This is a genomic window from Mitsuaria sp. WAJ17 (genome assembly GCF_014174515.1).
GTDB lineage: Bacteria > Pseudomonadota > Gammaproteobacteria > Burkholderiales > Burkholderiaceae_C > Roseateles_B.
In genome coordinates this window covers 233175-256573 of sequence record NZ_JACJUG010000002.1, presented here as the reverse complement: position 1 = coordinate 256573, position 23399 = coordinate 233175, and the positions used below count along the sequence as shown (strand labels likewise).

15 protein-coding genes are annotated in these 23399 nt (G+C 69.0%); 8 read left to right on the top strand and 7 right to left on the bottom strand.

Going from position 1 to position 23399, the window contains the following annotated elements; genetic code table 11:
* Positions 1-124 precede the first annotated feature (124 nt).
* The 4 genes from H5407_RS02720 to H5407_RS02705 all read left to right on the top strand — a co-directional run bounded on the left by H5407_RS02720 (position 125) and on the right by H5407_RS02705 (position 8879).
* Entirely contained in the window at positions 125-382 is a 258-nt protein-coding gene (locus H5407_RS02720) for an AbrB/MazE/SpoVT family DNA-binding domain-containing protein (protein ID WP_183102869.1), read from the top strand.
* 37 nt (positions 383-419) lie between these two features.
* The gene (locus tag H5407_RS02715) at positions 420-839 is read left to right on the top strand and encodes a type II toxin-antitoxin system VapC family toxin (protein ID WP_183102868.1); all 420 of its coding nucleotides are present in this window, start codon (positions 420-422) and stop codon (positions 837-839) included.
* Positions 840-874: 35 nt separating this feature from the next.
* Entirely contained in the window at positions 875-3466 is a 2592-nt protein-coding gene (gene acnB, locus H5407_RS02710) for a bifunctional aconitate hydratase 2/2-methylisocitrate dehydratase (protein ID WP_183102867.1), read from the top strand.
* A gap of 361 nt (positions 3467-3827) precedes the next feature.
* A complete protein-coding gene (locus tag H5407_RS02705) occupies positions 3828-8879 on the top strand; it encodes a diguanylate cyclase domain-containing protein (protein WP_183102866.1) in 5052 nt (1683 codons plus the stop codon).
* Positions 8880-8984: 105 nt separating this feature from the next.
* On the opposite strand, the gene H5407_RS02700 is transcribed toward H5407_RS02705, so the two are convergent.
* Complete coding sequence (locus H5407_RS02700) at positions 8985-9524, bottom strand: NADPH-dependent FMN reductase (protein ID WP_183102865.1); 540 nt, start codon at positions 9522-9524, stop codon at positions 8985-8987.
* Positions 9525-9589: 65 nt separating this feature from the next.
* A complete protein-coding gene (locus H5407_RS02695) occupies positions 9590-11776 on the bottom strand; it encodes a lipoxygenase family protein (protein WP_183102864.1) in 2187 nt (728 codons plus the stop codon).
* Between the two features lie 314 nt (positions 11777-12090).
* On the opposite strand from H5407_RS02695, the gene H5407_RS02690 reads away from it, so the two are divergent.
* From H5407_RS02690 to H5407_RS02675, 4 genes are read left to right on the top strand one after another with little or no spacing between them, the layout of a single operon-like run.
* Positions 12091-12960 (top strand): TetR/AcrR family transcriptional regulator, encoded by an 870-nt coding sequence (locus H5407_RS02690; RefSeq protein WP_183102863.1) that lies wholly within the window; start codon positions 12091-12093, stop codon positions 12958-12960.
* A complete protein-coding gene (locus H5407_RS02685) occupies positions 12957-13493 on the top strand; it encodes a DUF2867 domain-containing protein (protein ID WP_183102862.1) in 537 nt (178 codons plus the stop codon). Before H5407_RS02690 ends, H5407_RS02685 begins: the two co-directional genes overlap by 4 nt.
* Positions 13490-14848, top strand: coding sequence for an AarF/ABC1/UbiB kinase family protein (locus H5407_RS02680; RefSeq protein ID WP_183102861.1), 1359 nt, complete (start codon positions 13490-13492; stop codon positions 14846-14848). Before H5407_RS02685 ends, H5407_RS02680 begins: the two co-directional genes overlap by 4 nt.
* Positions 14849-14859: 11 nt before the next feature.
* Entirely contained in the window at positions 14860-15273 is a 414-nt protein-coding gene (locus tag H5407_RS02675) for a DUF6463 family protein (protein ID WP_183102860.1), read from the top strand.
* 15 nt (positions 15274-15288) lie between these two features.
* Here H5407_RS02675 and H5407_RS02670 read toward each other — a convergent pair whose 3' ends face one another.
* The 5 genes from H5407_RS02670 to glgB all read right to left on the bottom strand — a co-directional run bounded on the left by H5407_RS02670 (position 15289) and on the right by glgB (position 23398).
* Entirely contained in the window at positions 15289-16485 is a 1197-nt protein-coding gene (locus tag H5407_RS02670; RefSeq protein ID WP_183102859.1) for a cation:proton antiporter, read from the bottom strand.
* 86 nt (positions 16486-16571) lie between these two features.
* The gene (gene malQ, locus H5407_RS02665; protein ID WP_183102858.1) at positions 16572-18086 is read right to left on the bottom strand and encodes a 4-alpha-glucanotransferase; all 1515 of its coding nucleotides are present in this window, start codon (positions 18084-18086) and stop codon (positions 16572-16574) included.
* A gap of 52 nt (positions 18087-18138) precedes the next feature.
* Positions 18139-20298: a glycogen debranching protein GlgX gene (glgX, locus tag H5407_RS02660; protein ID WP_183102857.1), complete on the bottom strand. Its 2160-nt coding sequence runs from the start codon at positions 20296-20298 to the stop codon at positions 18139-18141.
* Entirely contained in the window at positions 20295-21224 is a 930-nt protein-coding gene (locus H5407_RS02655; protein ID WP_220800428.1) for an alpha/beta hydrolase, read from the bottom strand. The genes glgX and H5407_RS02655 overlap by 4 nt, the downstream gene beginning before the upstream one ends.
* Entirely contained in the window at positions 21221-23398 is a 2178-nt protein-coding gene (gene glgB, locus H5407_RS02650; protein ID WP_183102856.1) for a 1,4-alpha-glucan branching protein GlgB, read from the bottom strand. The genes H5407_RS02655 and glgB overlap by 4 nt, the downstream gene beginning before the upstream one ends.
* Between the last annotated feature and the right edge of the window lies 1 nt (position 23399).

The window sequence follows — 23399 nt, the reverse complement described above, 5'->3', positions numbered from 1 at the left end:
TCGGTCAGGAGGAGGCTGCGGCCTCCTTTTTTCATGCCCGAGTCACCCTGTCGGGCTTGGGGATCCGTCAGAAGTACGTACAATCAATGCATACTTTCAGCGGCATACCCCAAGGAGCACAAGCATGGAAGCGACTGTTGCCGAACGCGGGCAGATCACCCTGCCCAAGGCCGTCCGCGACGCCCTGGGACTGACCAAAGGCACCACCCTCAAGGTGGAGTTGGACGGCGGTCGCATCATCCTGCGCAAGGATGTGGGGGACGCCCTGTCGCGCATGCGGGGCCGGATCAAGCTGCCGCCAGGCACCAGCTCGGACGACGTCATGCGTGAGCTCCGCGGCCGTGCCCCGGGCGACCCCTATCCGCCGCCCGACGAAGCCTGAACCCCGCCCTCAACTTCATTGACTGGCACCCCTTCCCATGATTGCCGTCGATACATCCATCCTGGTCGATTACATCGGTGACGGTCCCCTGGCCGAGCAAGCCGAGCAGCTGCTGCGCGTCGCGCTGTCCGCCGGCCCGGTCGTGGCCTGCGAGGTGGTGATCAGCGAGGTCGTGGCCGGCCTGGGGCACAGCGACATCGTGCTGGAGACCCTGGAGGCCATCGGCATCAGCTACTCTGCGCTGGAGCTTCGCTCGGCGCTGCGGGCGGGCGAGATGCAGCGCCGCTATCGCACCCGCCTGCAAGGCCAGTCCGAGCTTCCGCAGGCGCGGCGATCCGTCCCCGATTTCCTCATCGGCGCCCATGCCCTGCTGCAATGCCAGGGCCTGATCACCCGTGACGCCGGTTTCTTTCGTGACTACTTCAAGGGTCTGCGCGTCATCGCGCCCAAGCCCTGAGAGTCATCTTCCTTTCCTTGTCCCTGGAGTCCCTCATGCTGACTGCCTACCGCCAACACACCGCCGAGCGCGCCGCGCTGGGCATCCCGCCTCTGCCCCTGGATGCCAAGCAGGTGGCCGAGCTGATCGAGCTGATCAAGAACCCGCCGGCCGGAGAGGAGGCCTTCCTGGTCGACCTGCTGACCCACCGCGTGCCCCCGGGCGTGGACGACGCCGCCAAGGTCAAGGCCAGCTTCCTGGCGGCCGTGGCGCACGGCGACATCGCCGTCGGTCTCATTTCCAAGGCCAAGGCCACCGAGCTGCTGGGCACCATGGTGGGCGGCTACAACGTCAAGCCCCTGATCGACCTGCTGGACGACGCCACGGTCGCTGATGTGGCTGCCGCCGGCCTGAAGAAGACCCTGCTGATGTTCGACGCCTTCCATGACGTCGCCGAGAAGGTCAAGGCCGGCAATGCCCAGGCCAAGGCCGTGATGCAGAGCTGGGCCGATGCCGAGTGGTTCACCTCGCGCCCCGAAGTCGCGCAGAAGATCACCGTCACCGTCTTCAAGGTGCCCGGCGAGACCAACACCGACGACCTCTCCCCCGCCCCCGACGCCTGGAGCCGCCCGGACATCCCGATGCACTACCTGGCCATGCTGAAGAACACGCGTCCTGACGCGGCCTTCAAGCCCGAGGAAGACGGCAAGCGCGGCCCGATGCAGTTCATCGAGGACCTGAAGAAGAAGGGCCACCTGGTTGCCTACGTGGGCGACGTGGTCGGCACCGGCTCCTCGCGCAAGTCGGCCACCAACAGCGTGATCTGGGCCACCGGCGAGGACATCCCCTTCGTGCCCAACAAGCGCTTCGGCGGCGTGACCCTGGGCGGCAAGATCGCCCCCATCTTCTTCAACACGCAGGAAGACTCCGGCTCCCTGCCCATCGAGGTGGACGTTGGCAAGCTGGAAATGGGTGACGTCATCGACGTGCTGCCCTACGCCGGCCAGATCGTGAAGAACGGCGAGGTCATCGAGACCTTCGCGCTCAAGAGCGAAGTGCTGCTGGACGAAGTGCGCGCCGGCGGCCGCATCAACCTGATCATCGGCCGCAGCCTCACCGGCAAGGCCCGCGAGTTCCTGGGCCTGCCCGCCTCCACCCTATTCCGCCTGCCCAAGGCCCCGGTGGACAGCGGCAAGGGCTACACCCTGGCCCAGAAGATGGTCGGCCGCGCCTGCGGCTTGCCCGAAGGCAAGGGCATGCGCCCCGGCACCTATTGCGAACCCAAGATGACCACCGTGGGCTCGCAGGACACCACCGGCCCCATGACCCGCGACGAGCTGAAGGACCTGGCCTGCCTGGGCTTCTCGGCCGACCTGGTCATGCAGTCCTTCTGCCACACCGCCGCCTATCCCAAGGCCGTGGACGTGAAGATGCACCGCGAGCTGCCCGCCTTCATCAGCAACCGGGGTGGCGTGGCCCTGCGTCCGGGCGACGGCGTGATCCACAGCTGGCTGAACCGCCTGCTGCTGCCTGACACCGTCGGTACCGGTGGCGACTCCCACACCCGCTTCCCCATCGGCATTTCCTTCCCCGCGGGGTCAGGTCTTGTCGCCTTCGGCGCCGCCACCGGCGTGATGCCCCTGGACATGCCGGAATCCGTGCTGGTGCGCTTCAAGGGCCAGATGCAGCCCGGCGTCACCCTGCGTGACCTGGTGCATGCCATCCCCCTGTACGCCATCAAGGCCGGCCTGCTGACCGTCGAGAAGAAGGGCAAGAAGAACATCTTCTCGGGCCGCATCCTGGAAATCGAAGGTCTGCCCGACCTGAAGGTGGAACAGGCCTTCGAGCTGTCCGACGCCTCGGCCGAGCGCTCAGCCGCCGGCTGCACGATCAAGCTGAATCCGGCACCGATCAAGGAGTACCTGACCTCCAACATCGTCCTGATGAAGACCATGATCGCCGACGGCTACGAGGACAAGCGCACGCTGGAGCGCCGCATCAAGGCCGTGGAAGCCTGGCTGGCCAAGCCCGACCTGCTGGAGGCCGATGCCGACGCCGAGTACGCTGCCGTGATCGAGATCGATCTGGCCGACATCAAGGAACCCATCGTCTGCTGCCCCAACGATCCGGACGACGCCAAGTTCATGTCCGAAGTCGCCGGCACCAAGATCGACGAAGCCTTCATCGGCTCCTGCATGACCAACATCGGCCACTTCCGTGCGGCCGCGAAGGTCCTGGGCGGCGCCCGTGACATCCCGGTCAAGCTGTGGGTCGCCCCGCCGACCAAGATGGACCAGAACGAGCTGATCAAGGAAGGCCACTACGCCACCTTCGGCACGGCCGGCGCACGCACCGAGATGCCGGGCTGCTCGCTGTGCATGGGCAACCAGGCCCAGGTGCGCGAAGGCGCCACCGTGATGTCCACCTCGACCCGCAACTTCCCCAACCGTCTGGGCAAGAACACCAATGTGTTCCTGGGCTCGGCCGAGCTGGCTGCGGTGTGCTCCAAGCTGGGCCGCATCCCGACCGTGGCCGAGTACCACGAGGCCGTGGGCATCGTGAACAAGGACGCCAGCAGCATCTACAAGTACCTGAACTTCGACCAGATCGAGGAGTACGCGGACACCGCCAAGGGCGTGAACGTCTGAAGGGCCTGAGGCCCGGCCGCTGAAAGGCGGCTGATGCCCCGATCCAACACCCTGGCCTGCCTGCCGGCAGCCAGGGTGTTGTTCTTTGTGCGGCGCGCCGGGCTCGGGAGGCGGCCTTGCCCTTGCCCGAGACTGCCCTTGCTGCTGCAACGGTTCTGAGCTGGCACTGCCCCCGCTCTGCCCCCCGATCGACCCTAACCCGGGACTGACTCGCCGTCCGGCCTGCGAATTCGTGGTTTTGCCCTTGGAGACCCCGAACTCCATCGGTGTTTTCCTGCTGACTGTCATCGTCCATTTGCGACACTCTGTCGATTGTCTTCATGCGCCCGTTGCCTTCTGCCAGGAGGAGCCTCGGGCGACCTTGTTCCAGGTCCCTACCTCCGCCCCGATGCTCATTGCCGGCTACCGCCAGACCGACGTCATTTACGCCAATGCCGACACCGTCGTGGCTGCTGCCGTGGCGCCGGACGGCGCACGCGTCGTCCTCAAATACTCCGACAGCGAGCAGCCTGCCCCCGAGTTGCTGGCCCGCTGGCGCCATGAGTTCCAGACCCTGCAATCGATCGACTCCGAGTGGGTCATCAAAGTTCATGCCCTGCACCAGGACGGGCGCAAGCTGGTCCTGGCCATGGAGGCCTTTGCCACCAGCAGCCTGGCGCAGCTGATCGAGGGCCAGCACCTGGACCTGAGCGAGAAGCTGGGCCTGGCCCTGCAGCTGTGCCGCGCCCTGAGCGATGTGCACGCGCACCGTCTGATCCATGGCGACATCGCCCCCAAGAACGTGCTGGTGGACCTGCGCCAGATGCGGCTCAAGCTCTGCGACTTCGCCCTTTCCTCGCCGCTGGACCGCGAAGAGGCCCTGCCGGGCCCGGGCCTGCGCGGCACCCTGGACTACATCTCCCCCGAACAGACCGGCCGCACCAGCCTGGAGGTGGACTACCGCAGCGACTTCTACTCCCTGGGCATCACCCTCTACGAACTGTTCGCGGGCCGCCGCCCCTTCCTGATGAGCGACCCCATGGCCCTGCTGCACGCGCAGCTGGCCCTGATGCCCACGCCTCTGCACCAGCTCGACGAGAGCATCCCCGAGCCCCTGTCCCTGCTGGTGCAGAAGCTGCTCGCCAAGTATCCAGACGAGCGCTACCAGAGCAGCTACGGGCTGCTGCAGGACCTCGAGCGCTGCGCCCGCGGCTGGACGGACCGGCGCCACATCGAGTCCTTCCATCTGGGACGGCACGACACCCCCGAACGCTTCTGCATCGCCCAGAAGCTCTATGGCCGCGAAGCCGAGACCGCAGCGATGCTGGCCGCCTTCGAGCGCGCGGCCTCTGGGCGCGCGGAGCTGCTGCTGGTCAGCGGCGCCTCGGGCATAGGCAAGACCGCCCTGGTGGCCGAGCTGCATCGGCCCGTGCTGGCCCGGCGCGGCTACTTCCTGCGCGGCAAGTGCGACCAGTACCGTCGCAACGAACCCTATGCGGCGCTGTGCCAGGCCTTCCAGCCCTTTGTCGAGCTGCTCGCGTCCGAAGGCCTGGATCGCCGTGGTTATTGGGGTGAGACCCTGCGCCAGGCCCTGGGCGACACCGCCGGCTCCATCGCCGCACTGCTGCCGCAACTGGGCCTGCTGATCGGCGAGATCCCGCCCCTGCCTGCCCTGCCCGCCGCCGAGCACGAGCAGCGCTTCCATTTCGCCTTCGCCGCCTTCACCCGCGCCCTGGCCAGCAGCGCCCATCCCCTGGCCCTGTTCCTGGATGACCTGCAATGGGTGGATGGCCCCAGCCTGCGCCTGCTGCAGCACCTGCTGTCCGACCAGGAAGGCCACTGCTGCCTGCTGGTGGTGGGCGCCTACCGCGACCAGGAAGTGGATGAGGGCCACCCGCTGCGGCAGATGCTGATGAGCCTTCAGCAGGCCGGCCATGTCAGCCCTGGCCGCCTGCACCTGGACCACCTGCAGCCCGAGCATGTCTCGCAGCTGATCGCCGACAGCCTGCATGGCAGCGCCACCGAGATCGCCCCCCTGGCCGGCCTGTGCATGGAGAAGACCCGCGGCAATCCCTTCTTCCTCAACCAGTTCCTGCGCCGGCTCCACGCCCTGGACGACCTGCACTACGAGCGCCGCAGCGGCCGCTGGACCTGGGACATCGCCCGCATCCGCCAGCGCGACATGACGGACAACGTCGTGACCCTCATGCTCGACAGCATGCGCGTGCTACCGCCCCTCACCCAGCACCTGCTGGCCAGCGCGGCGCACCTGGGCGAGAGCTTCTCGCTCAGCGAGCTGATGGCCGTCAGCGAGCTCGACGGCGAGGCCTGCGCCCGCGTCCTCTGGCCGGCCCTGCAGGCCAGCCTGGTGCTGCCGCTGGACGAGGGCTACAAGTTCACCGGTACGCCCACGCTGCTGGCGGAGGCGCGCTACCGCTTCCTGCATGACCGCGTCCAGCAGGCCGCGCATGACCTGACCCCCTCGCACGAGCTCGCAGCCCTGCAGCTGCGCTGTGGCCGCCGCCTGCTGGCCGCCAGCGATGAGGCCCAGTGCGAACAGCGCCTCTTCAGCATCCTGGCCTGCCTCAATGCGGGGCGAGGCCTGATCCAGCAGCCTGCCGAGCTCAATGCCCTGCGCGGCCTCAACCTGCGTGCCGGCCTGCGTGCCAAGGCCGCCTCTGCCCACGCCACCGCGGTGGACTTCCTGCGTCATGCCCATGCGCTCCTGCCCAACGATGCCTGGCAGCAAGACCCCCAAGGCACGCTGGGCCTCTTCAAGGAGCTGGCCGAGGCCGAGTACCTGGCCGGCAACTTCCAGGCCGCCGAGCTGCTGTACCCGCTGGCCCAGGCCGCCTGCCCCAACGGCGAGGGCCGCGCCCAGCTGGGACAGGTGCAGGCGGAGCAATACCACATCCAGGGCCGATTCGCGGATGCCGTCGATGTCCTGCTGCGGGCCCTGGCCGAGATCGGCCGGCCCTTCCCGGTCACCGAGGAAGAAGCGCGGGCGCTGTTCCCTGCGGAGTTTGCCGCCACCGAGCTGCAGTTGGCCGAGCGCGGCGAGGACGCCATCCTTCGCGCGCCGGAGATGCGGGACCAGTTGGCCCTGCTGGAGATGCGCCTGGGCATGGCACTCGCCTACTCGTCCTACCAAGCCGGGCGCTTTGCCGCCTTTGTGCTGAACACCTGCCGCATGATGAGCACCACGCTGCGGCATGGTCAGAGCGACCTCAGCTGCATCGCCTATGTGGCGCACATGACCTCGCGCTCCGTGATGCAGCGCCCCTACACCGAGTGTTATGCCCTGGGCCATCTGGCGCGGCAGTTGGCCGAGCGCCGCGGTGCGGTCTTCTTTCGCATCACGGTCTACCAGTATTTCAGTGCCTTCTACCAGCACTGGTGCGAGCCGCTGGCCCCATCGATCGAGCAGGTCGAACTGGGCTGGGAACTGGGCCAGAGCGGGACCAATCCCGTGGCCGCGGGCTATTGTGCACTGCTGAGCTCGGTCAACCATTTCGCCCTGGGCACGCCGCTGGACGAGCTGGAGCTGGCGTGCGAGCGCGGCCTCCGGTTCTTGCAGAAGACACGCCAGCCTGCCACCGAGGCCATGCTGCGCCACGGCGTGCTTCAGCCCCTGCTGGCGCTGACCGGCCGGACCCTCGCGCCCCTGAGCTTCGACACCCAGACCTGCCGCAGCAGCGAGCTGCTGAAGGCCGTTCCCCTGCAGCCTGGCATCCCGCTGGCCCTGATGGTGGCGGCCCGCCTGCGCCACAGCTATCTGCTGGACGACGCCGCCGGCTGGCGCGAAGCCCTGCCCCTGCTGCCCATGGTGGCCATGTGCCTGCCGGACAGCCCCTCCTTGGTGGAAGGCTGCTTCTATTCAGCCCTCGGCCACCTGCGGGCGGGCTTCCCGCAAGGCGAGGCGCCGCTGGACACCGCCCGGGAGCTCCTGGGCCGCTTCGAGACCTGGGCACGCCACGGCGAGGCCAACTTCCTGCACAAGCAGCTGCTGATCGGCGCCGAGCTCGCACGGGTCGAAGGCCGCGACAAGCAGGCCATGGAACTCTACGCCCAGGCCATCGACCAGGCCCAGGCCAGCGGCTTCACGCCCTGCGCCGCGCTGGCCAACGAGCTCTACGCCCGCTTCTGGACCGAGCAGCGCCAGCAGCAGCTCGCTCGCACCTTCGTCCGCGAGGCGCACTACCACTACCGCCAATGGGGTGCCGTGGTGAAGTGCAGGCAGCTGGAATCGATGTGGCCCGGTGCGGCTTTCTCCAGCGCCCGCGCTCCCCAGGGCAGCCAGAGCCGCAGCAGCCCGACCTACCGCGACTCGCTGGACCAGATCACCCGGCTGGACCTCCACTCCCTGCTCAAGGCCAACCAACTGCTGACCCAGGAAATCCAGCTCGACGCCCTGCTGCCGCAGATGCTGGGCGTGCTGCTGGAGAACGCCGGCGCCGAGCGCGGTGCCATCGTGCTGGACGACGAAGGCCGCCTGGTGGTCGAGGTCATCGGGGGGCTGAACGAGCACCACCGCATGGACTCCAGCCGCATCGGCCGCCCTCTGGACGAGCTCAACAAGGGCGCCCTGGCCCTGCTGCCCAGCAGCCTGATCGAGTACACCAAGCTGAGCCGCCGCACCCAGCTGCTCAACCGCCCAGCCGCTGACGAGCGCTTCTCGCACAGCCGCTACCTGCGCCAGTACGAGCCCAAGTCCGTGCTGTGCCTGCCGGTGCTCAACCAGGGCAAACTGGTCGCGGTGATCTACCTGGAGAACCGCCAGTTGGAGAACGCCTTCACCCCGCGCCACCAGCAGACCCTGGAGCTGCTGAGCTCGCAGGCGGCCATCTCCCTGGCCAATGCGCGGCTGTACGAGCAGCTGGAAGAGAAGGTGGAGCGCCGCACCCAGGAGTTGCGCCAGATGAGCATGCGCGACGGCCTCACCGGCATCGCCAACCGGCGCGCCTTCGACGAGCGCCTGGCCATCGAATGGCGGCGCAGCCTGCGCCACGGCACGCCGCTGTCCCTGCTGATGCTGGACATCGACCATTTCAAGCAGTTCAACGACCATTACGGCCATCTGGAAGGCGACCGCTGCATCAAGACCGTCGCCCAACTGCTGCAAGGCGTTGCCAGCCGCGGCAGTGACCTGGTCGCCCGCTACGGCGGCGAGGAGTTCGCCCTGCTGCTGCCGGACACCGACAGCGCCGCCGCCGAACGCCTGGCCCAGGCCTGCCTGGAGGCCATCGAGGCCCTGGCCATCCCGCATGCCAAGTCCGCTGCTGCCGCGCATGTGAGCCTGAGCCTGGGCTGCAGCACCCTGCAGGCCAGCGAGGCCTGCACGCCCGAGATGCTGCTGGGGCACGCCGACCAGGCCCTGTACCGCGCCAAGCGGGCCGGAAGGCGGCGCTGGATGCGGTTCGACGTGACGGTCTGAGCACGCCCAGCCCCGGATCAGGGCAAGACCTGACCCCAGGCCGGTGCCTGGCACAGGCAGCCCTGAGCGAGGCCACAGGGCCGCGCTGTTCCCGGAGTGCCCGGATCAGCGCTGCAGGGCCGTCTCCAGTGCCTCCAGCAGCTGCTTCACCAGGCCCTGGATGCGCTCGTCCACCAGCTCGTTCTGCTCATCGAAGAGACCGGCGGTGAAGGTACTGCAGAAGACCTCGGGCTTGTTGAGCACGCGCAGGTCCAGGGCCACCGCGACCTGGCGCAGATGGTACTGCGCGCGCGAGGTGCCCATGCCGCCGCCCGCCCCCATCAGCGCGACAGTCTTGCCGGCCAGCAGGTGGTTGTCCTTCTCGCGTGAGGCCCAGTCCAGCGCGTTCTTGAGCACCGGGGCGATGGAGTAGTTGTACTCGGGGCAGGCCAGCAGCAGGCCGTCCGCCAGGCGCAGCTGCTCGAAGAAGCGCGCCACCGGCGGGGGCGGCGCGGGATGGTCGGCGTTGTAAAAGGGGAACTCGCCGAGCTCCGCCATCTCCAGCTGCAGTCCCTCGGGCGCATTGCGCAGCGCGTAGCGGGCCAGGGCCGTGTTGCGGGAGGCGGCGCGCAGGCTGCCGCTCATGACCAGGATCTTCTTCGCCATCATCATCTCTCCTTGCCATCCGGCCGGGGACGGAGCACCCGCCCCGCCCCGCCGGTCGGCGTCGATCAGATGCTGATGCTATTCGGGATCTGCGATGGCAGCTGGAAGGGGTATTCCACCGGGCGCAGGCGGTTGCGCTCGCGGATCTCACGCTCCGCCAAGGCCAGGTCAGTCTGGAACTCCGCCACCAGCGGCCCGACACGCGCATCCTGGAAGTAAGGATTTCGCGGGTTGTGCTCGTAGTGGCCGAAGGTATCGAACTGCACGCCGGAGAGCAGGTACTCGAAGGAGAAGGTGTAGAGGGACACGTCCAGCGGCGGGTACCAGCGGATGCAGTCCTGCTCGCTGTTCACCATCGTGCTGCGCGCGGGCGCGGGGTCATAGAGCGTGCCGGCCACCGAGGGCATGTAGGACATCAGCGGGTACTGCGCGTAGTTGACCGAGGCATGCTGCGGGCCTGCGATGTAAATAACCTGGGCGACCACCTCAATCAGGTAGGCCAGGCTGTCGATGCGCCAGGGGCGCTTGGGATCGCCCGTGGCCGTGAGGCCGCGCATGCCCTTGAAACCGGCGAACTGCGGCGCTGTCATCTCGTGGATCCAGCCCTGCAGCTCGTAGTCCCCGGCCACCTCGGCGTCGCTGCTGTAGTAGACGCGCAGGTAGCGCTCGACAAAGCGGTGCGTGGCCTGCCACAACAGCATCGTGTCGTCGCGGAAGGGGAACTTGGGCAGGCCGTCCACGCCACGGATGCGGAAGAGGCGCTCGGGGTGGTTGTCGTCCCAGCGGTAGGCCTGGTGGGCCTGGGCCACCACGCCCAGGGTGCATTCGATGGCCGGGCCCACGTTGGTGGCCACCACGCCGCCGGGGATGATGAGGCTGTGGATGGCGGAATCGTTGATGTTGATCGTGAAGCGGAAGTGCGGCGCCAGCAGCTTCAGGATGGGGTGGTTCTCGGCCAGTTGGCGCCGCGCAGCCACCACGATGGGCTCGATGACGAGGTGGCAGGCGCCCAGGTGGGCGATGGCCTCGTGCTGGATGGCCGCGGCCACGTTGACGAAGTACTTGGCGATGCGCCACTTGAAGCCATTGGCGTCATTGGCATTGCCCGCATCCTTGGGCGTGTAGATGGGCGCGGTCTCGGGGTCGTGCTTCTGGGCCAGTTGCACGGCGATGGGTTGCAGCACGCCCTCGGGCTGCGAGGGGTAGCCTGCCGGCGGCGTGGTGTTCCAGTAGAAGAGCGCGATGGGCGCGGCCATGTAGCGCTGCTCACCGTGCAGCGGGTCGGCCCAGGCGCCGTCCAGCAGGGCGTAGTCGCACACGAAGAGGCGGCCCTGCTCCGCCACCTGAGCCAGGGTCAGGCCGGACTGGCCGGTCTCCTTTTGCAGCATGGCGTCAGTCACCGGCATCTTGGCCAGCAGATCGGCCAGGGGCATCTTCTGGATGCCCTCCATCGGGTCGTCAACGTCCGGCGCGACAGGCGTCGGCACCACGCCACGCAGCAAGGTGGTGTTGTAGCCGGCCGTCTGCAGCCAGCCGAAGAACCAGTCCTGCTGGCAGGGCTTGCCCTGGCCCTGAGGCATCCAAGGCTGCGGCTGGATGGACAGCATCAGCGGCGTCGGCAGGCTCACGAAGAGGCGCTCGTAGTCCTCGATGCCCTGGGCCTGCAGGTAGTTGCGGCCCGGCTCCTCGCTGAGCATGTCAAAGAGCGTGGACTTCAGGAAGGCAGTGGGCCCGTTCTGGAGGAATTCCTTGAAGACCGCGTCCAGTCCCACGGCCATCTTGGCCAGGTCCTTGGGCAGATTGCCCAGGGTCTCCAGCGCCGCGGGCAGGCCGGCCAGGGCTTCGAAGAAGTCCTTCAGCTCCTCGATGTCCCGCAGCGGGTGGAGGATGCTGAAGTCCTTGAGCTTGGCATAGGCCTCCTCCACGCGGCGCAGCGCGGCGGTGGGCACGTCGGCCAGCAGCTCGCGCTCCAGCAGCATCAGCACCACGCGCTTGAAGTTGTCGGTCAGCGCGAGGAAGACCTGCACGACCTGAGCCTCGTAGTCCAGGCTGAACTTCTCGGCCTCCGGCAGGTCGGCCGACAGCGGCACGCCTTCCAGGTAGCTTTGCATGTAGTTGTACTGCGTCCGCGCGATGGAGAGCTGGAAGGCCCGGGCCTTGCGGGCATTCGCGTCATGGTGCTGCGGCAGGCTGGGGATCTGCGCCGGGCGGGCGTCGCTGGCGATGCTGGTGATGATGTCGGGAAGGCTCATCGGAAGTCGTCTCGCTGATGCGGCGGCTCACGATGCAGGGGACTGCAGGCTCGTGCGCGCGCCGGGGCTGTTGGTTGGGGCGCGCTCTATCAACTGCCTGGCGCGGCTGGGCAGCACGGTACCACCGCGCGCCTGGGCCACAAGGCAGAAAAATCCCGAGAGACGGCGAGTGATCCGTTGATGCTTCACGCACCGCCCCTGCACAAGATGCTGGCCCGTCGGCGCACCCACCAACTACCGCCAGCACTTGCCAGACCAATTATTAATACGTACTATCCAAAACAATCACTATTTTCTGTTTTTTTGGATAGCCAATGAAAATCTCCAAGCAGCAGCAAGACCAGAACCTGCGGCGCCTGATCGAGGCCGCGGTGGAGCTGATGAGCCGCCAGGGCTTCGAGGCGACCAGCATGAAGCAGATCGCCCGCGAGGCCGGCCTGGGCGACGCCACGATCTACAAGTACTTCCCCAGCAAGGAGAAGCTGGTGCTGGGCTACTACGAGCTGGCGCTGGCCGAGGCGCTGGCCCGCACGGAGCAGACCAGCGGCTTCGAGCGCTACACCCTGCAGGAGCGACTGCAGCGCCTTGTTGATGCGGTGCTGGAGCGCCTGCTGCCCGACCGCGAGTTCGTGGCCCTCACCCGCCAGCTGGCGCAGCAGTCGCCGCTGCTGCTGCTGGGCGACGGCCTGCCCGGCAAGAGCGCCCTCAAGCGCGTGGTGAAGGACTGGCTGGCCGCGGCCGAGGCCGCCGGCGAGATCGCCCCCTGCGACTACCAGGGCCTGGTGGCCGGCCTGTTCACCGACGGGCTCTTCGGACTGATCACCTACTGGCTGGACGACGATAGCGAAGACTTCGCCGACACCACCCAGCTCAGCGAGCTGGTGCTGGGACTGCTGGTGATGGTGCTGCGCAGCGGCGTGATCAACAAGCTCGGCGAGCTGGCCGCCTACCTGCTGCGCAACCAGCTGGCGCGCCTGCTGCAGGGCCAGCGGGGCGAGCTGCTCCAGATGCTGGCCCTGGCCGGACGCGGGCTGGGCAAGGCCGTGGCCGCCGCTGGCCCATCCACAGGCCGGGCACCCGAGCCCAAACCCGAACCCAAACCCAAACCGACAAGGCAGCCGAAAACGAAACCCGCATCGCCGCCCGCCCAAGCCCGCCAGCGCACGGCACGGAGCAAGCCATGAAGGCGCACCGCATCGCCAAGATCCCGGTCCCGGCGGAGAGCCGACTGGCGCCGTCCCTGGCCAGCGCCGACTTTGCCGACTGCTACGCCCTGCCCGACCCGCAGCCGCAGCAGGAGCTGCTGGCGCTGTGGCTGCAGCTGGCGGCCCGCAGCCCGCGCTGGATGAACCTGCTGATGAGCCTGCGCAACCGGGCGGTCCGCCTGGTGGGACTGAAGCATCTTGGCCAGCTGCAGGCCGACGCCGCCAAGCCGGCCGAAGCCTACCGGGTGGGTGACCGCGTCGGCATCTTCACGCTGGAGGGCCTGCATCCGGACGAACTCCTGCTGGGCGACAACGACCGCCACCTGCATGTGCGCCTCTCGCTGCGCCGCTTGCCCGCGCAGGAGGGGCCGCCCCGGCTGGCGCTCAGCACCGTCGTGCACGAGCACAACCGCCTGGGCTGGCTCTACATGGCCGTGGTGGGCCCGGTCCACTCGCTGATCGTGCCCCTGATGCTGCGCCAGATCAGCCGCCGCCAGCGACCCAAGGCATGACGACCGCCGAACGCCCCCCGCGCAGCGGCCGCCTGGCGCGCAGCGCCATCGCGGGCCGCGCCCTGGTCCAGGCCGGCGCGAGCCGGCTGGTCCACAAGGCGCAAGACCTGGCACGCACCGAGGAAGAGCGCCAAGCCGCGCGCGCCGCGCAGGAAGCGCAGCTGGGCCGCATCCTCTTCACCGCGCTGAACCAGCTCAAGGGCGTGGCCCTGAAAGCCGCGCAGATGCTGGCCGGCGAGCCCCAGCTGCTGCCCGAGGGCCTGCGCCAGCAGCTGGCGCGCGCCTGCTACCAGGCCACGCCGATGAACCGCGCCCAGGTCGACCGCCAGCTGCGCCAGGCCCTGGGCCACGACTGGGCGCAGCGCCTGCCGGACTTCGACGCCCAGGCCTTTGCCGCGGCCAGCCTGGGCCAGGTGCACCGGGCCCGGCTGGCCGACGGCCGCGCGGTCGCGATCAAGCTGCAGTACCCCGGCATGGCGGCCACGGTGCGCAGCGACATGCAGCTGCTGCGACTGCTGCTGGACGGCCCCTTCACCGGCCTGCTCGACGAGGCCGGCGGCCTGCCGGCGCCCCAGCTCCTGGCCACGCTACTCGACGAGATCGAACGCAGCCTGGAGGCCGAGCTGGACTATGCGCAGGAAGCCGAGGCCATGCAGGCCTTCCACGCGCAGCTGCGCCTGCCAGGCCTGGTGGTGCCAGCGGCCGTCCCCGAGCTGAGCACGCGCCAGGTGCTGGTCATGGAGACGCTGGCCGGCCGGCACCTGCAGGAGTGGCTGGACACCCGGCCCAGCCAGGCCCAGCGCGACCACTACGGCCAACTGATCTTCGACGCCTTCCTGCGCATGGTCTTCGAGCTGCGCTGGCTGCATGCGGACCCGCATCCCGGCAACTACCTCTTCATGGCCGATGGGCAGCTGGGCCTGCTGGACTTCGGCTGCACCCAGCGGCTGTCGGAAGGATTCACCGCCGGGCTGGCGCAGGCCTGGAACGCGGCCCTGCGTCCGGATGCCGATGAAGCGCTGCACCAGGCCTACCTCAGCCTGCAGCTGATCAGCCCCGGGATGACGCTGCAGCACTTCCGCGCGGAGCTGCGACCGGCGCTGTCACCCTTGCTGGACTGGCAGCTCGCGCCCTTCCGCAGCCCGGTCTATGACTTCGGCCAGGACCGTTGCCTGCCCCGACTCGAAGCCGGGCCGCAGCGCACGGCCCTGCAGGCCCTGCACCAGTTGCCCACCGAGCTGGCCTTCTTCGACCGCAGCTACCTGGGTCTCAACCAGCTGCTCCACCGCCTGGGTGCGCGGGTGCAGACCAGCAACCGCTGGATAGGCCCGCCCACCACCTCACCCATGACCTGAAAGGAATGCCCATGACCCCCACCACCACTGTGATTGACGCGTCGCCGCCCCTGCGCCCCTCCCGCTGGCAGGCCTGGGAAGGCCCCTGGCTGCTTGCCGTCGCCGCGGTGCACACCCTGTTCGGGCTGCTGGTCTTCGCCCCGGTGCTGCGCGCCATGGTGGCGCAAGGCTGGATCGACACCGTAGGCACCGACCCCCTGCGCGGCGCCGTCAGCTGGTTCCTGCTGTTCGGGTTGCCACTGGCCCTGCTGGCCCTGTGCATCGGCCCCTTGAGGCAGGCAGGTCAGATCCGGCGCCTGCGCCTGCTGGGCTGGGGCCTGCTGGGCCTTTGCGCCGTGGGGGCGAGCCTGATGCCCGCCTCCGGCTTCTGGCTTGCGCTACCGCCGGCGCTGAGCCTCCTGCGGCCGCGCCGGCAAGGCCGTTGAGGCGGCAAACGCCCCTCAGCTCGCGCGCTTCACCAGCGCCATCATCGGCCTGAGCATCGGTGCCACCACCGGCACCGTCAGCATGGTGCTGCCCACGGCCATCAGCAGCAGGGCGGTGAAGGTCTCGGAGGTGATGATCTGCTTGTCCAGCAGCACGTTGGCGAAGATGATCATGATCAGCGCCTTGGTCTGCAGCAGCCAGCCGATGATGCGGGCCTCGCCCGGCGCCCAGCGCAGCAGGCGCCCGGCGATCTGCAGGCCCAGCAGCTTGCCGCCTACCGAGACCGCCAGCAGCAGCCCCGCCACGCCGAAGACCGCATAGCCGCCCATCTCCCAGTTGGTGCGCAGGCCCGTGGAGAGAAAGAACACCGGCATCAGCACCATCAGCACGTGGTGGCGCAGCAGGTCCATCTGGGCCTGGTCGAACCAGTCGGCGTCCATCACCGCGCCGGCCAGGAAGGCCCCGACCATGAAGTGCAGGCCCGACCAGTCCGCGCCGAAGGACACCAGGGCCAGCCAGATCAGGCTGACGAACCAGCGGTCCGCGGCGGGCAGGCGCAGCATCAGGCGGCGCAGGCCCCAGGTGGCCACGGCAAACAGGATCAGGAAAAGCCCCTGGCGCCCCACCCGCTGCCAGTCCATCAGGATCAGGGCCAGCACGCCCCAGATGGCGATGTCGTCCAGGCTGGCATAACGCAGGATGCGCTGGCCCAGGGGCTGGCGCAGGATCTCCAGCTTCTCCATCAGCAGGATCAGGATGGGCAGGGCCGTGACGGCGCAGGACATGCCCACGCCCAGCACGAACTGCCAGGTCTCGGCCCGGGCGCCCATCCAGCCGCCGCCGAGCAGGGCCAGCGCGGCCAGGCTGCCTGCGATCAAGGGCGTGCCCAGCGCCAGACCGGCGGTGATGCCGCTCTCCACGCGGTGGACCCAGGCCTTCTTCAGGTCCAGCTCGATGCCCGCGATCCACACGAAGAGCATCACCGCCCACCAGGCCACGCCGTTGAGCGACTGCACGACCGCCGGGTTGAAGACGAACTGGTAATAGTCCGGAAAGGCGCGCCCCAGCACACCCGGCCCCAGCACGATGCCCATGATGATCTGCACCACGACCAGCGGCGCCCAGTAGTCGGTGCCCCCCAGGCGCCACACCAGATAGGGCACCGTGAAGATCACCGTCATGGCGATCAGGAAGATTTCGGTCGTGTTCATCGCGCCATGATGGCGATGAAGCCCGCTGCCGTGCAGCGGACTCACCCGGTGAACGGAACACCAGATTTCATGCTAAGAAAGCGTTTTCAGGGCAGACGCATGAAGCTCACTTCCGCCCGCCCACTGGCCGCGGTGATCAGGCCCAGCACGCGGCTGTGCTCGGCATCGACCATGTCCCAGCGCAGGCGCCAGCCCCAGTTGCCCCCGAGGATGCCGGGCACGTTCATGCGGTGTTCCCCGCCCAGGCCCAGCACGTCCTGCATGGGGAAGACGGCCATGTTGGCGACGGAATTGCAGCAGGCGCGGATCATGGCCCAGTGCACGTCGTGCTCGCCGCAGGCCAGGTAGGCGCCGGCGAAGGCGCGCTCGCGGGCGCTGGCGTGGCGCCACCAGCCCAGCACGGTGTCGTTGTCATGCGTGCCGGTGTAGGCCACGGCGGCGCGCGGCCACATCTGGGGCAGGAACTCGTGGCTGCCGTCACCACCGAAGCCGAACTGCAGAATCTTCATGCCGGGGAAGCCGCAGGCATCGCGAAGCTGGTGCACGTCCTCGGTGATGAAGCCCAGGTCCTCGGCCACGATGGGCAGCGGCCCCAGGGCCTTCTCGATGGCGTCGAACAGGGCCTTGCCCGGGCCGGAGCGCCAGACGCCCTGCTTGGCATCGGGGCTGCTGCCGGGAATCTCGTAGTAGCCGGCGAAGCCGCGGAAATGGTCGATGCGGAAGACGTCGGCGCTGCTCAGCGCGCGGCGCACGCGGGCCGTCCACCAGGCATAGCCCTCGGCGGCCATGCGGTCCCAGCGGTACAGCGGGTTGCCCCAGCGCTGGCCCTCGGCGGAGAGCGCGTCGGGCGGCACGCCGGCCACGGTAACGGTCTGGAACTGCTCGTCGAGATCGTAGAGGTCCGGGCGGGCCCAGCAGTCGGCGCTGTCATGGGCCACGAAGATGGGCAGGTCGCCCATGATGCGCACGCCACGTTCGTTGGCATAGCGCTTGAGGCCGGCCACCTGCCAGTCGAAGCACCATTGCACGAAACGCCAGAAGTCGATCTCGGCGGCGTGTTCCTGGCGTGCGGCGGCCAGGGCGGCGGGCTCCCGGCGTGCCAGGTCTTGCGGCCACTGCCACCAGGGCTGACCGCCGCGGGGGCTGCGGATGGCCATGAAGAGGGCGTAGTCCTCCAGCCAGTCCGCCTGCGAGGCGCACCACGTGGCGAACTCGGCCTGATCGGCCGCGCTGGCCTTGGCGCGGAAGCCGGCCTCGGCGGCGCGCAGCTGCTGCTCGCGCCAGGGCAGCACGCGGCCGTAGTCCACGCGCGAGGCATCGAAGCCTTCCGGCGGCAGCTGCGGCGCGCTCATCCAGCCCTTGGCCACCAGGGGCTCGAAGGCCACCATCCACTGGCTGCCCGCGAAGGCCGAGACGCCCTGGTAGGGGCTGTCACCAGGGCCGATGGGGGTTGAGGGCAGCCACTGCCACAGCCCCTGACCGGCGGACTGCAGCCAGTCCACGTAACGGTAGGCATCCGGGCCGAAATCGCCCATGCCGTGCGGGCCAGGGAGGGAGGTGATGTGCAGCAGCACACCGGCGAGGCGTTGGTTCAGGTCCATGCGCGCAAGTCTCGTACAAAAAGGAATGGAAGGGCGTGGCGGTGGTGTCGGCTCAGTCGGGTTGGGACTGCAGCAGCCAGAGGCTGCGGGCGGGCACCTCGAAGGCCAGGTCCAGGCTCAGGGCCTGCACCTGCGGGCGACCGTCGGCCTGGCTGCTGTCCAGCAGCAGGCGCCAGGGCGTGCCGCTGCATTCAGCGGGCGCCAGGAAGCGCCGGGCCTGGGCCTCGGGATTGAACAGCAGGGCCAGCCGCGGCTGGTCCCCCGCGGGCAGGGCCGAGATCAGGCAGGCCAGCGCCTGCTCGTGGCCCAGGTGCCAGTCCTGCACCTGCATCTCATGGCCCTGCGGCGAGAACCAGCGCAGCTGCGCCTCGCCCCCGTGCGCCGCCCCGCCCTGCCCGGCCGACGCGAACCAGCGCTCATGCCGCAGCAGCCGCTGGGCGCGACGCAGCCCGCTCACATGGGCCACGAAGGCCTGCAGGGCGCTGCTGTCTTGCTGCCAGTCCAGCCAGCCCAGGGCGTTGTCCTGGCAATAGGCGTTGTTGTTGCCCTGCTGGCTGTTGGCCAGCTCGTCTCCGGCATTGAGCATGGGAGTGCCCTGGGCCAGCAGCAGAGTGGCCAGCATGGCGCGGCGCAGGCGTTCGCGCGTGGCCTGCACCTCGGCCGGGGCGCCCTCGCCTTCGTGGCCGAAGTTGTGGGCCAGCTCGCCGTCGCGGCCATCGCGGTTGTCCTCGCCGTTGGCGTGGTTGTGCTTGCCGCTGTAGCTCAGCAGGTCGTGCAGCGTGTAGCCATCGTGCACGGCGATGAAGTTGACCGAGGCCGTGGGCAGGCGCTGCGCATGGTGGAACACATCGCTGGAGGCGCTGAAGCGCCGAGCGAACTCGCCGCGGCTGATGGCATGGCCCAGGCGGGCCTGTGTGGCCTCGGGGCCGATCCAGTAGCCGCGCACGGCATCGCGGAACTTGTCGTTCCATTCCATGAAGCGGCCGGGGAAGCGGCCGAGCTGGTAGCCGTCGTAGCCGGCATCCCAGGGCTCGGCGATCAGGTGCACGCCGGCCAGCACCGGGTCTTGGCGCAGCGCGGTGAAGAAGGCGGCCTGCGGATCGAAGCCATGCGGGCCGCGGCCCAGCACCGGTGCGAGGTCGAAGCGGAAGCCGTCCACCCCCATCTCCTGCACCCAGAAGCGCAGGGAATCGAGCACGAACTGCGTGACCCGCGGATGCTGGGTGTTGAGCGTGTTGCCGCAGCCGGTGAGGTTCTCGGCGCGGCTGGCGTCGTCCGGCACGGCGCGGTAGTAGCTGCGGTTGTCCAGGCCACGCCAGGACAGCGTGGGGCCGAACTCGTTGCCTTCGGGCGTGTGGTTGTAGACGACGTCCAGCACCACCTCCAGGCCCGCAGCATGCAGGGCCTCGACCATGGCGCGGAACTCGGCTGCCACCAGGGCCGGGTCGTGCCGCACGGCAGAGCTCGCCAGGCGCGGGTCCGGCGCGAAGAAGCCCAGGGTGTTGTAGCCCCAGTAGTTGCGCAGGCCCTTGCCCGCGAGGTGCGGCTCGTCGATGGCGTACTGCACCGGCAGCAGGGAGAGCGTGCTCACGCCCAGGCGCTGGAAATGCGCAATGGCCGCCGGGTGGGCCAGGGCGGCGTAGCTGCCGCGCAGCGCCTCTGGAATGCCGGGGTGCGTGGCGGAGAAGCCCTTCACATGCACCTCGTACAGCAGCAGGTCCGCCGCCGCGTGCCGGGGTGCTGAGGCGCGCGGGCTCGGCGCGGCCGGCGGCGCGGCCACCCGCGCCTTCAAGGCGTGCAGGGCGTTGTCCCGGGTGTCGAAGCTGCGCGCGCCTTCGGGGTGGCCCAGCTCGTAGCCATGGTGCTCCGGGCGCCAGCTGAAGTGGCCGACGATCTCGCGGGCATAGGGATCCAGGAGCAGCTTGTGCGCATTGAAGCGCTGGCCGCACTCGGGCGCATAGGGTCCGTGCGCCCGCAAGCCGTAGACAAGACCTGCCCCCAGGCCCGGCAGGAAGCCGTGGAAGATGCCGTCGTGCGGGCCGTGGAGCCTGTAGCGGCGCAGTTCGCGTTGGCCATCGGCATCAAACACGCACAGCTCGATGGCCTCGGCGTTCTCGGAAAACACGGCCACGTTGACGCCGCCATCGCGGGCCAGGGTGCCCAGGGGCTCGGTGCGGCCGGGGGCCAGGTGATCGGGCAAGGCAGTGTTCATGCAGCAGCGGCGTCAGGGCGGGCCAGCAGGGCCCGCAGCGGCAGCGCCAGGCGCCGGGCCCAGTGCTGCTCGGTGTGGTCCGCGCCTTCGAAGACGCGGGACTGGGTGAGCGGCGGACGGTGGCCCCGCTCGGCCAGCAGGGCGTCCACGCGGGCCTGCGCCTCGTCGTAGAGCGCATCCAGGCCAACGGTGCCGCGATCCAGGTACAGGCGGTGCGAGCCGGCCGCGGGCAGCTTGCGCTCCAGGTAGGCCAGCAGCGCGCCGGGGATCTCGGCGTTGCGCTCGTACAGGCCGATCCAGTGCGTGCTCAGCGCCGCAGCGCCGCCGAAGACCTCCGGATACTCGCACAGGCCGTAAAGGCTGATCAGGCCGCCCATGCTGGAGCCCATCAGAAAGGTCGATGCGGAGCGGGGATCGGTGGCGTAGCGCGCATCGATGCGAGGCTTGAGCACGTGGACCAGGCTGTGCAGATAGGCATCGGACAAGGGTGGGCGCTTCAGATGCCCGGCGAGGTAGCGCTGCCCGGCAGCCGTCGTTTCCACGGCGGGCCAGCAGGCCTGCGGAAAGAACTCGGCATGGCGCTGCCCCGCGTGGTTGTGCAGACCCACCACGATGAAGTCGCGCAGCGTGCCCTCGGCGATCAGCGGCGCGGCGACGGTGTCCACCGCCCAGGCCTGGCGGTTCCAGGTGCTGCGGGCATCGAAGAGCATCTGGCCGTCGTGCATGTAGAGCACCGCATGGGGCCGGTCCGCGCGATAGCCCGGCGGCAGCCAGACATCGACCGGTCGATCGCCCAGCCGCGCGTCCTCCAGCACCAGCCGCTCCAGGCGGCCGGCGGACACCTGAGGCAGCGCGCCCTCTTCAGCGCCGACGGCCCCGGCCGCGGCCAGCGCCGCTGCGCCCTGCATCAGCTGGCGCCGCTTCATGCGCCCTCCTCCACCGGCGCCAGCATCAGCGTGGCCAGCGGCGGCAGCAGCAGCTGCAGATGGCCGTCTGCCACAGTCAACACGGCCTGCTGGTTGCCCAGGTTGCTGCCGCCATAGTAGCTGGCATCGGTATTGATCACCTCGCGCCAGGCGCAGGCACCGTCCGGCATGGGGATGCGATAGCCCTCGCGCGGCACAGGCGTGAAGTTGCATACCACAAGCGTCTGCTCGCCGCCCGGCTCCCGGCGCAGCCAGGCGAAGACGCTGTGCTCGCGGTCCTCGCTGACCAGCCACTGGAAGCCGGCGGCCTCGCAGTCCTGGCGGTGAAGGCTGGGGCGCTCGCGATAGACGCGGTTGAGGTCGCGCACCAGCACCTGCACGCCCGCATGCGCCGGGCGGTCCAGCAGGTCCCAGGGCAGCTCGGCATCGTGGTTCCATTCGCTGTCCTGCGCGAACTCCTGGCCCATGAAGAGCAGCTTCTTGCCCGGATGGCCCCACATGAAGCCGTAGTAGGCCCGCAGATTGGCGAAGCGCTGCCAGTCGTCGCCCGGCATCTTGCCCAGCAGCGAGCCCTTGCCGTGCACCACCTCGTCATGCGAGAGCGGCAGCACGAAGTTCTCGCTGAAGGCGTAGACGAGGCCGAAGCTCATCTTCTCGTGGTGCCACTTGCGGTGAATGGGGTCCTCCTGCATGTAGCGCAGGGTGTCGTTCATCCAGCCCATGTTCCATTTGTAGTGGAAGCCCAGGCCGCCGGCCGAGGTGGGCGCGCTGACGCCGGGGAAGCTGGTGGATTCCTCCGCCACGGTGATGCCGCCCGGCGCCTCGGCACCGATCACCTCGTTCATGCGTCGCAGAAAGGCGATGGCCTCCAGGTTCTCGCGGCCACCGTGCACATTAGGCACCCACTCGCCAGTCGGGCGGGAGTAGTCGCGGTAGAGCATGGAGGCCACGGCGTCCACGCGCAGGCCATCCACGCCCCACTGCTCCAGCCAGTACAGGGCGTTGCCCACCAGGAACTGCTGGGTCTCGATGCGGCCGAAGTGGTAGATCAGGGTATTCCAGTCGCGATGGAAGCCCTCGCGCGGGTCGGCGTATTCGTAGCAATGCGTGCCGTCAAACTGGGCCAGGCCGTGGGCGTCTGCCGGGAAATGAGCGGGCACCCAGTCCAGCAGCACGCCCAGGCCTTGGGCATGGCAGGCGGCCACGAAGTGGGCCAGTCCTCGCGGGTCGCCCAGGCGGGCAGTCGGCGCGTAAAGGCCCAGGGCCTGGTAGCCCCAGGAGCCGTCGAAGGGGTGCTCGGAGATGGGCAGCAGCTCGATGTGGGTGAAGCCCAGGCCCGCGGCATAGCCCGGCAAGGTGGCGGCCAGGGTGTCCCAATCCACAAAGTCGCCGGGCCCGCCGCCAGGGGGGCGCCGCCAGGACAGGGCGTGCACCTCGTAGATGCTGATGGGCGCGTCGCGGCGGTTCACCGGACGGCGATCGACGGGCAGGCGCAGCTGAGGCGGCTCGGCGCAGACGATGCTGGCCGTGTCCGGCCGGAACTGGGCCTGGCGGGCGTAGGGATCGGCCTTGCGCAAGACCTGACCCTCGGCACCCAGGATCTCGAACTGGTAGAGGTCGCCCGCCTGCACGGCAGGGATGAAGAGCTCCCAGACGCCCGCCTCGTGCCGGCGCCGCATGGGATGACGGCGGCCGTCCCACTGGTTGAAGCTGCCCACCACGCTGACGCGCCGGGCGTTCGGTGCCCAGACGGCGAAGCGCGTGCCGGCCACGCCATCCACCTGCTGCAGATGGGCGCCCAGCACCTGCCAGGGCCGCAGGTGCCGGCCGGCCGCGAGCTGCTGCAGCTCGGCTTCAGACAGCTGGGGGCCGAAGGCGTAGGCATCGTCCATGCGCTGCCAGGGGCCGCCGGCCTGCCACTGCACGAAGAGGCGGTAGGCGAAGGGCTTGCGGCGGCGCGGGATGAGAGCCTCGAAGAACAGAGCCGGCTCACGCACCGTCATGCGGCACAGGGCACGGCCGCTGGCGGCGTCCAGCACCTGCACCGCCTGCGCACCGGGCAGGCAGGCGCGCAGCCACAGCCGGCCTTCGTCGTCGGCATGCTGACCCAGCACGGCGAAAGGGTCGCCATGGCGGGCCTCCCTCAGGGCCTGAAGGGTGCTGTCGTCAACCATG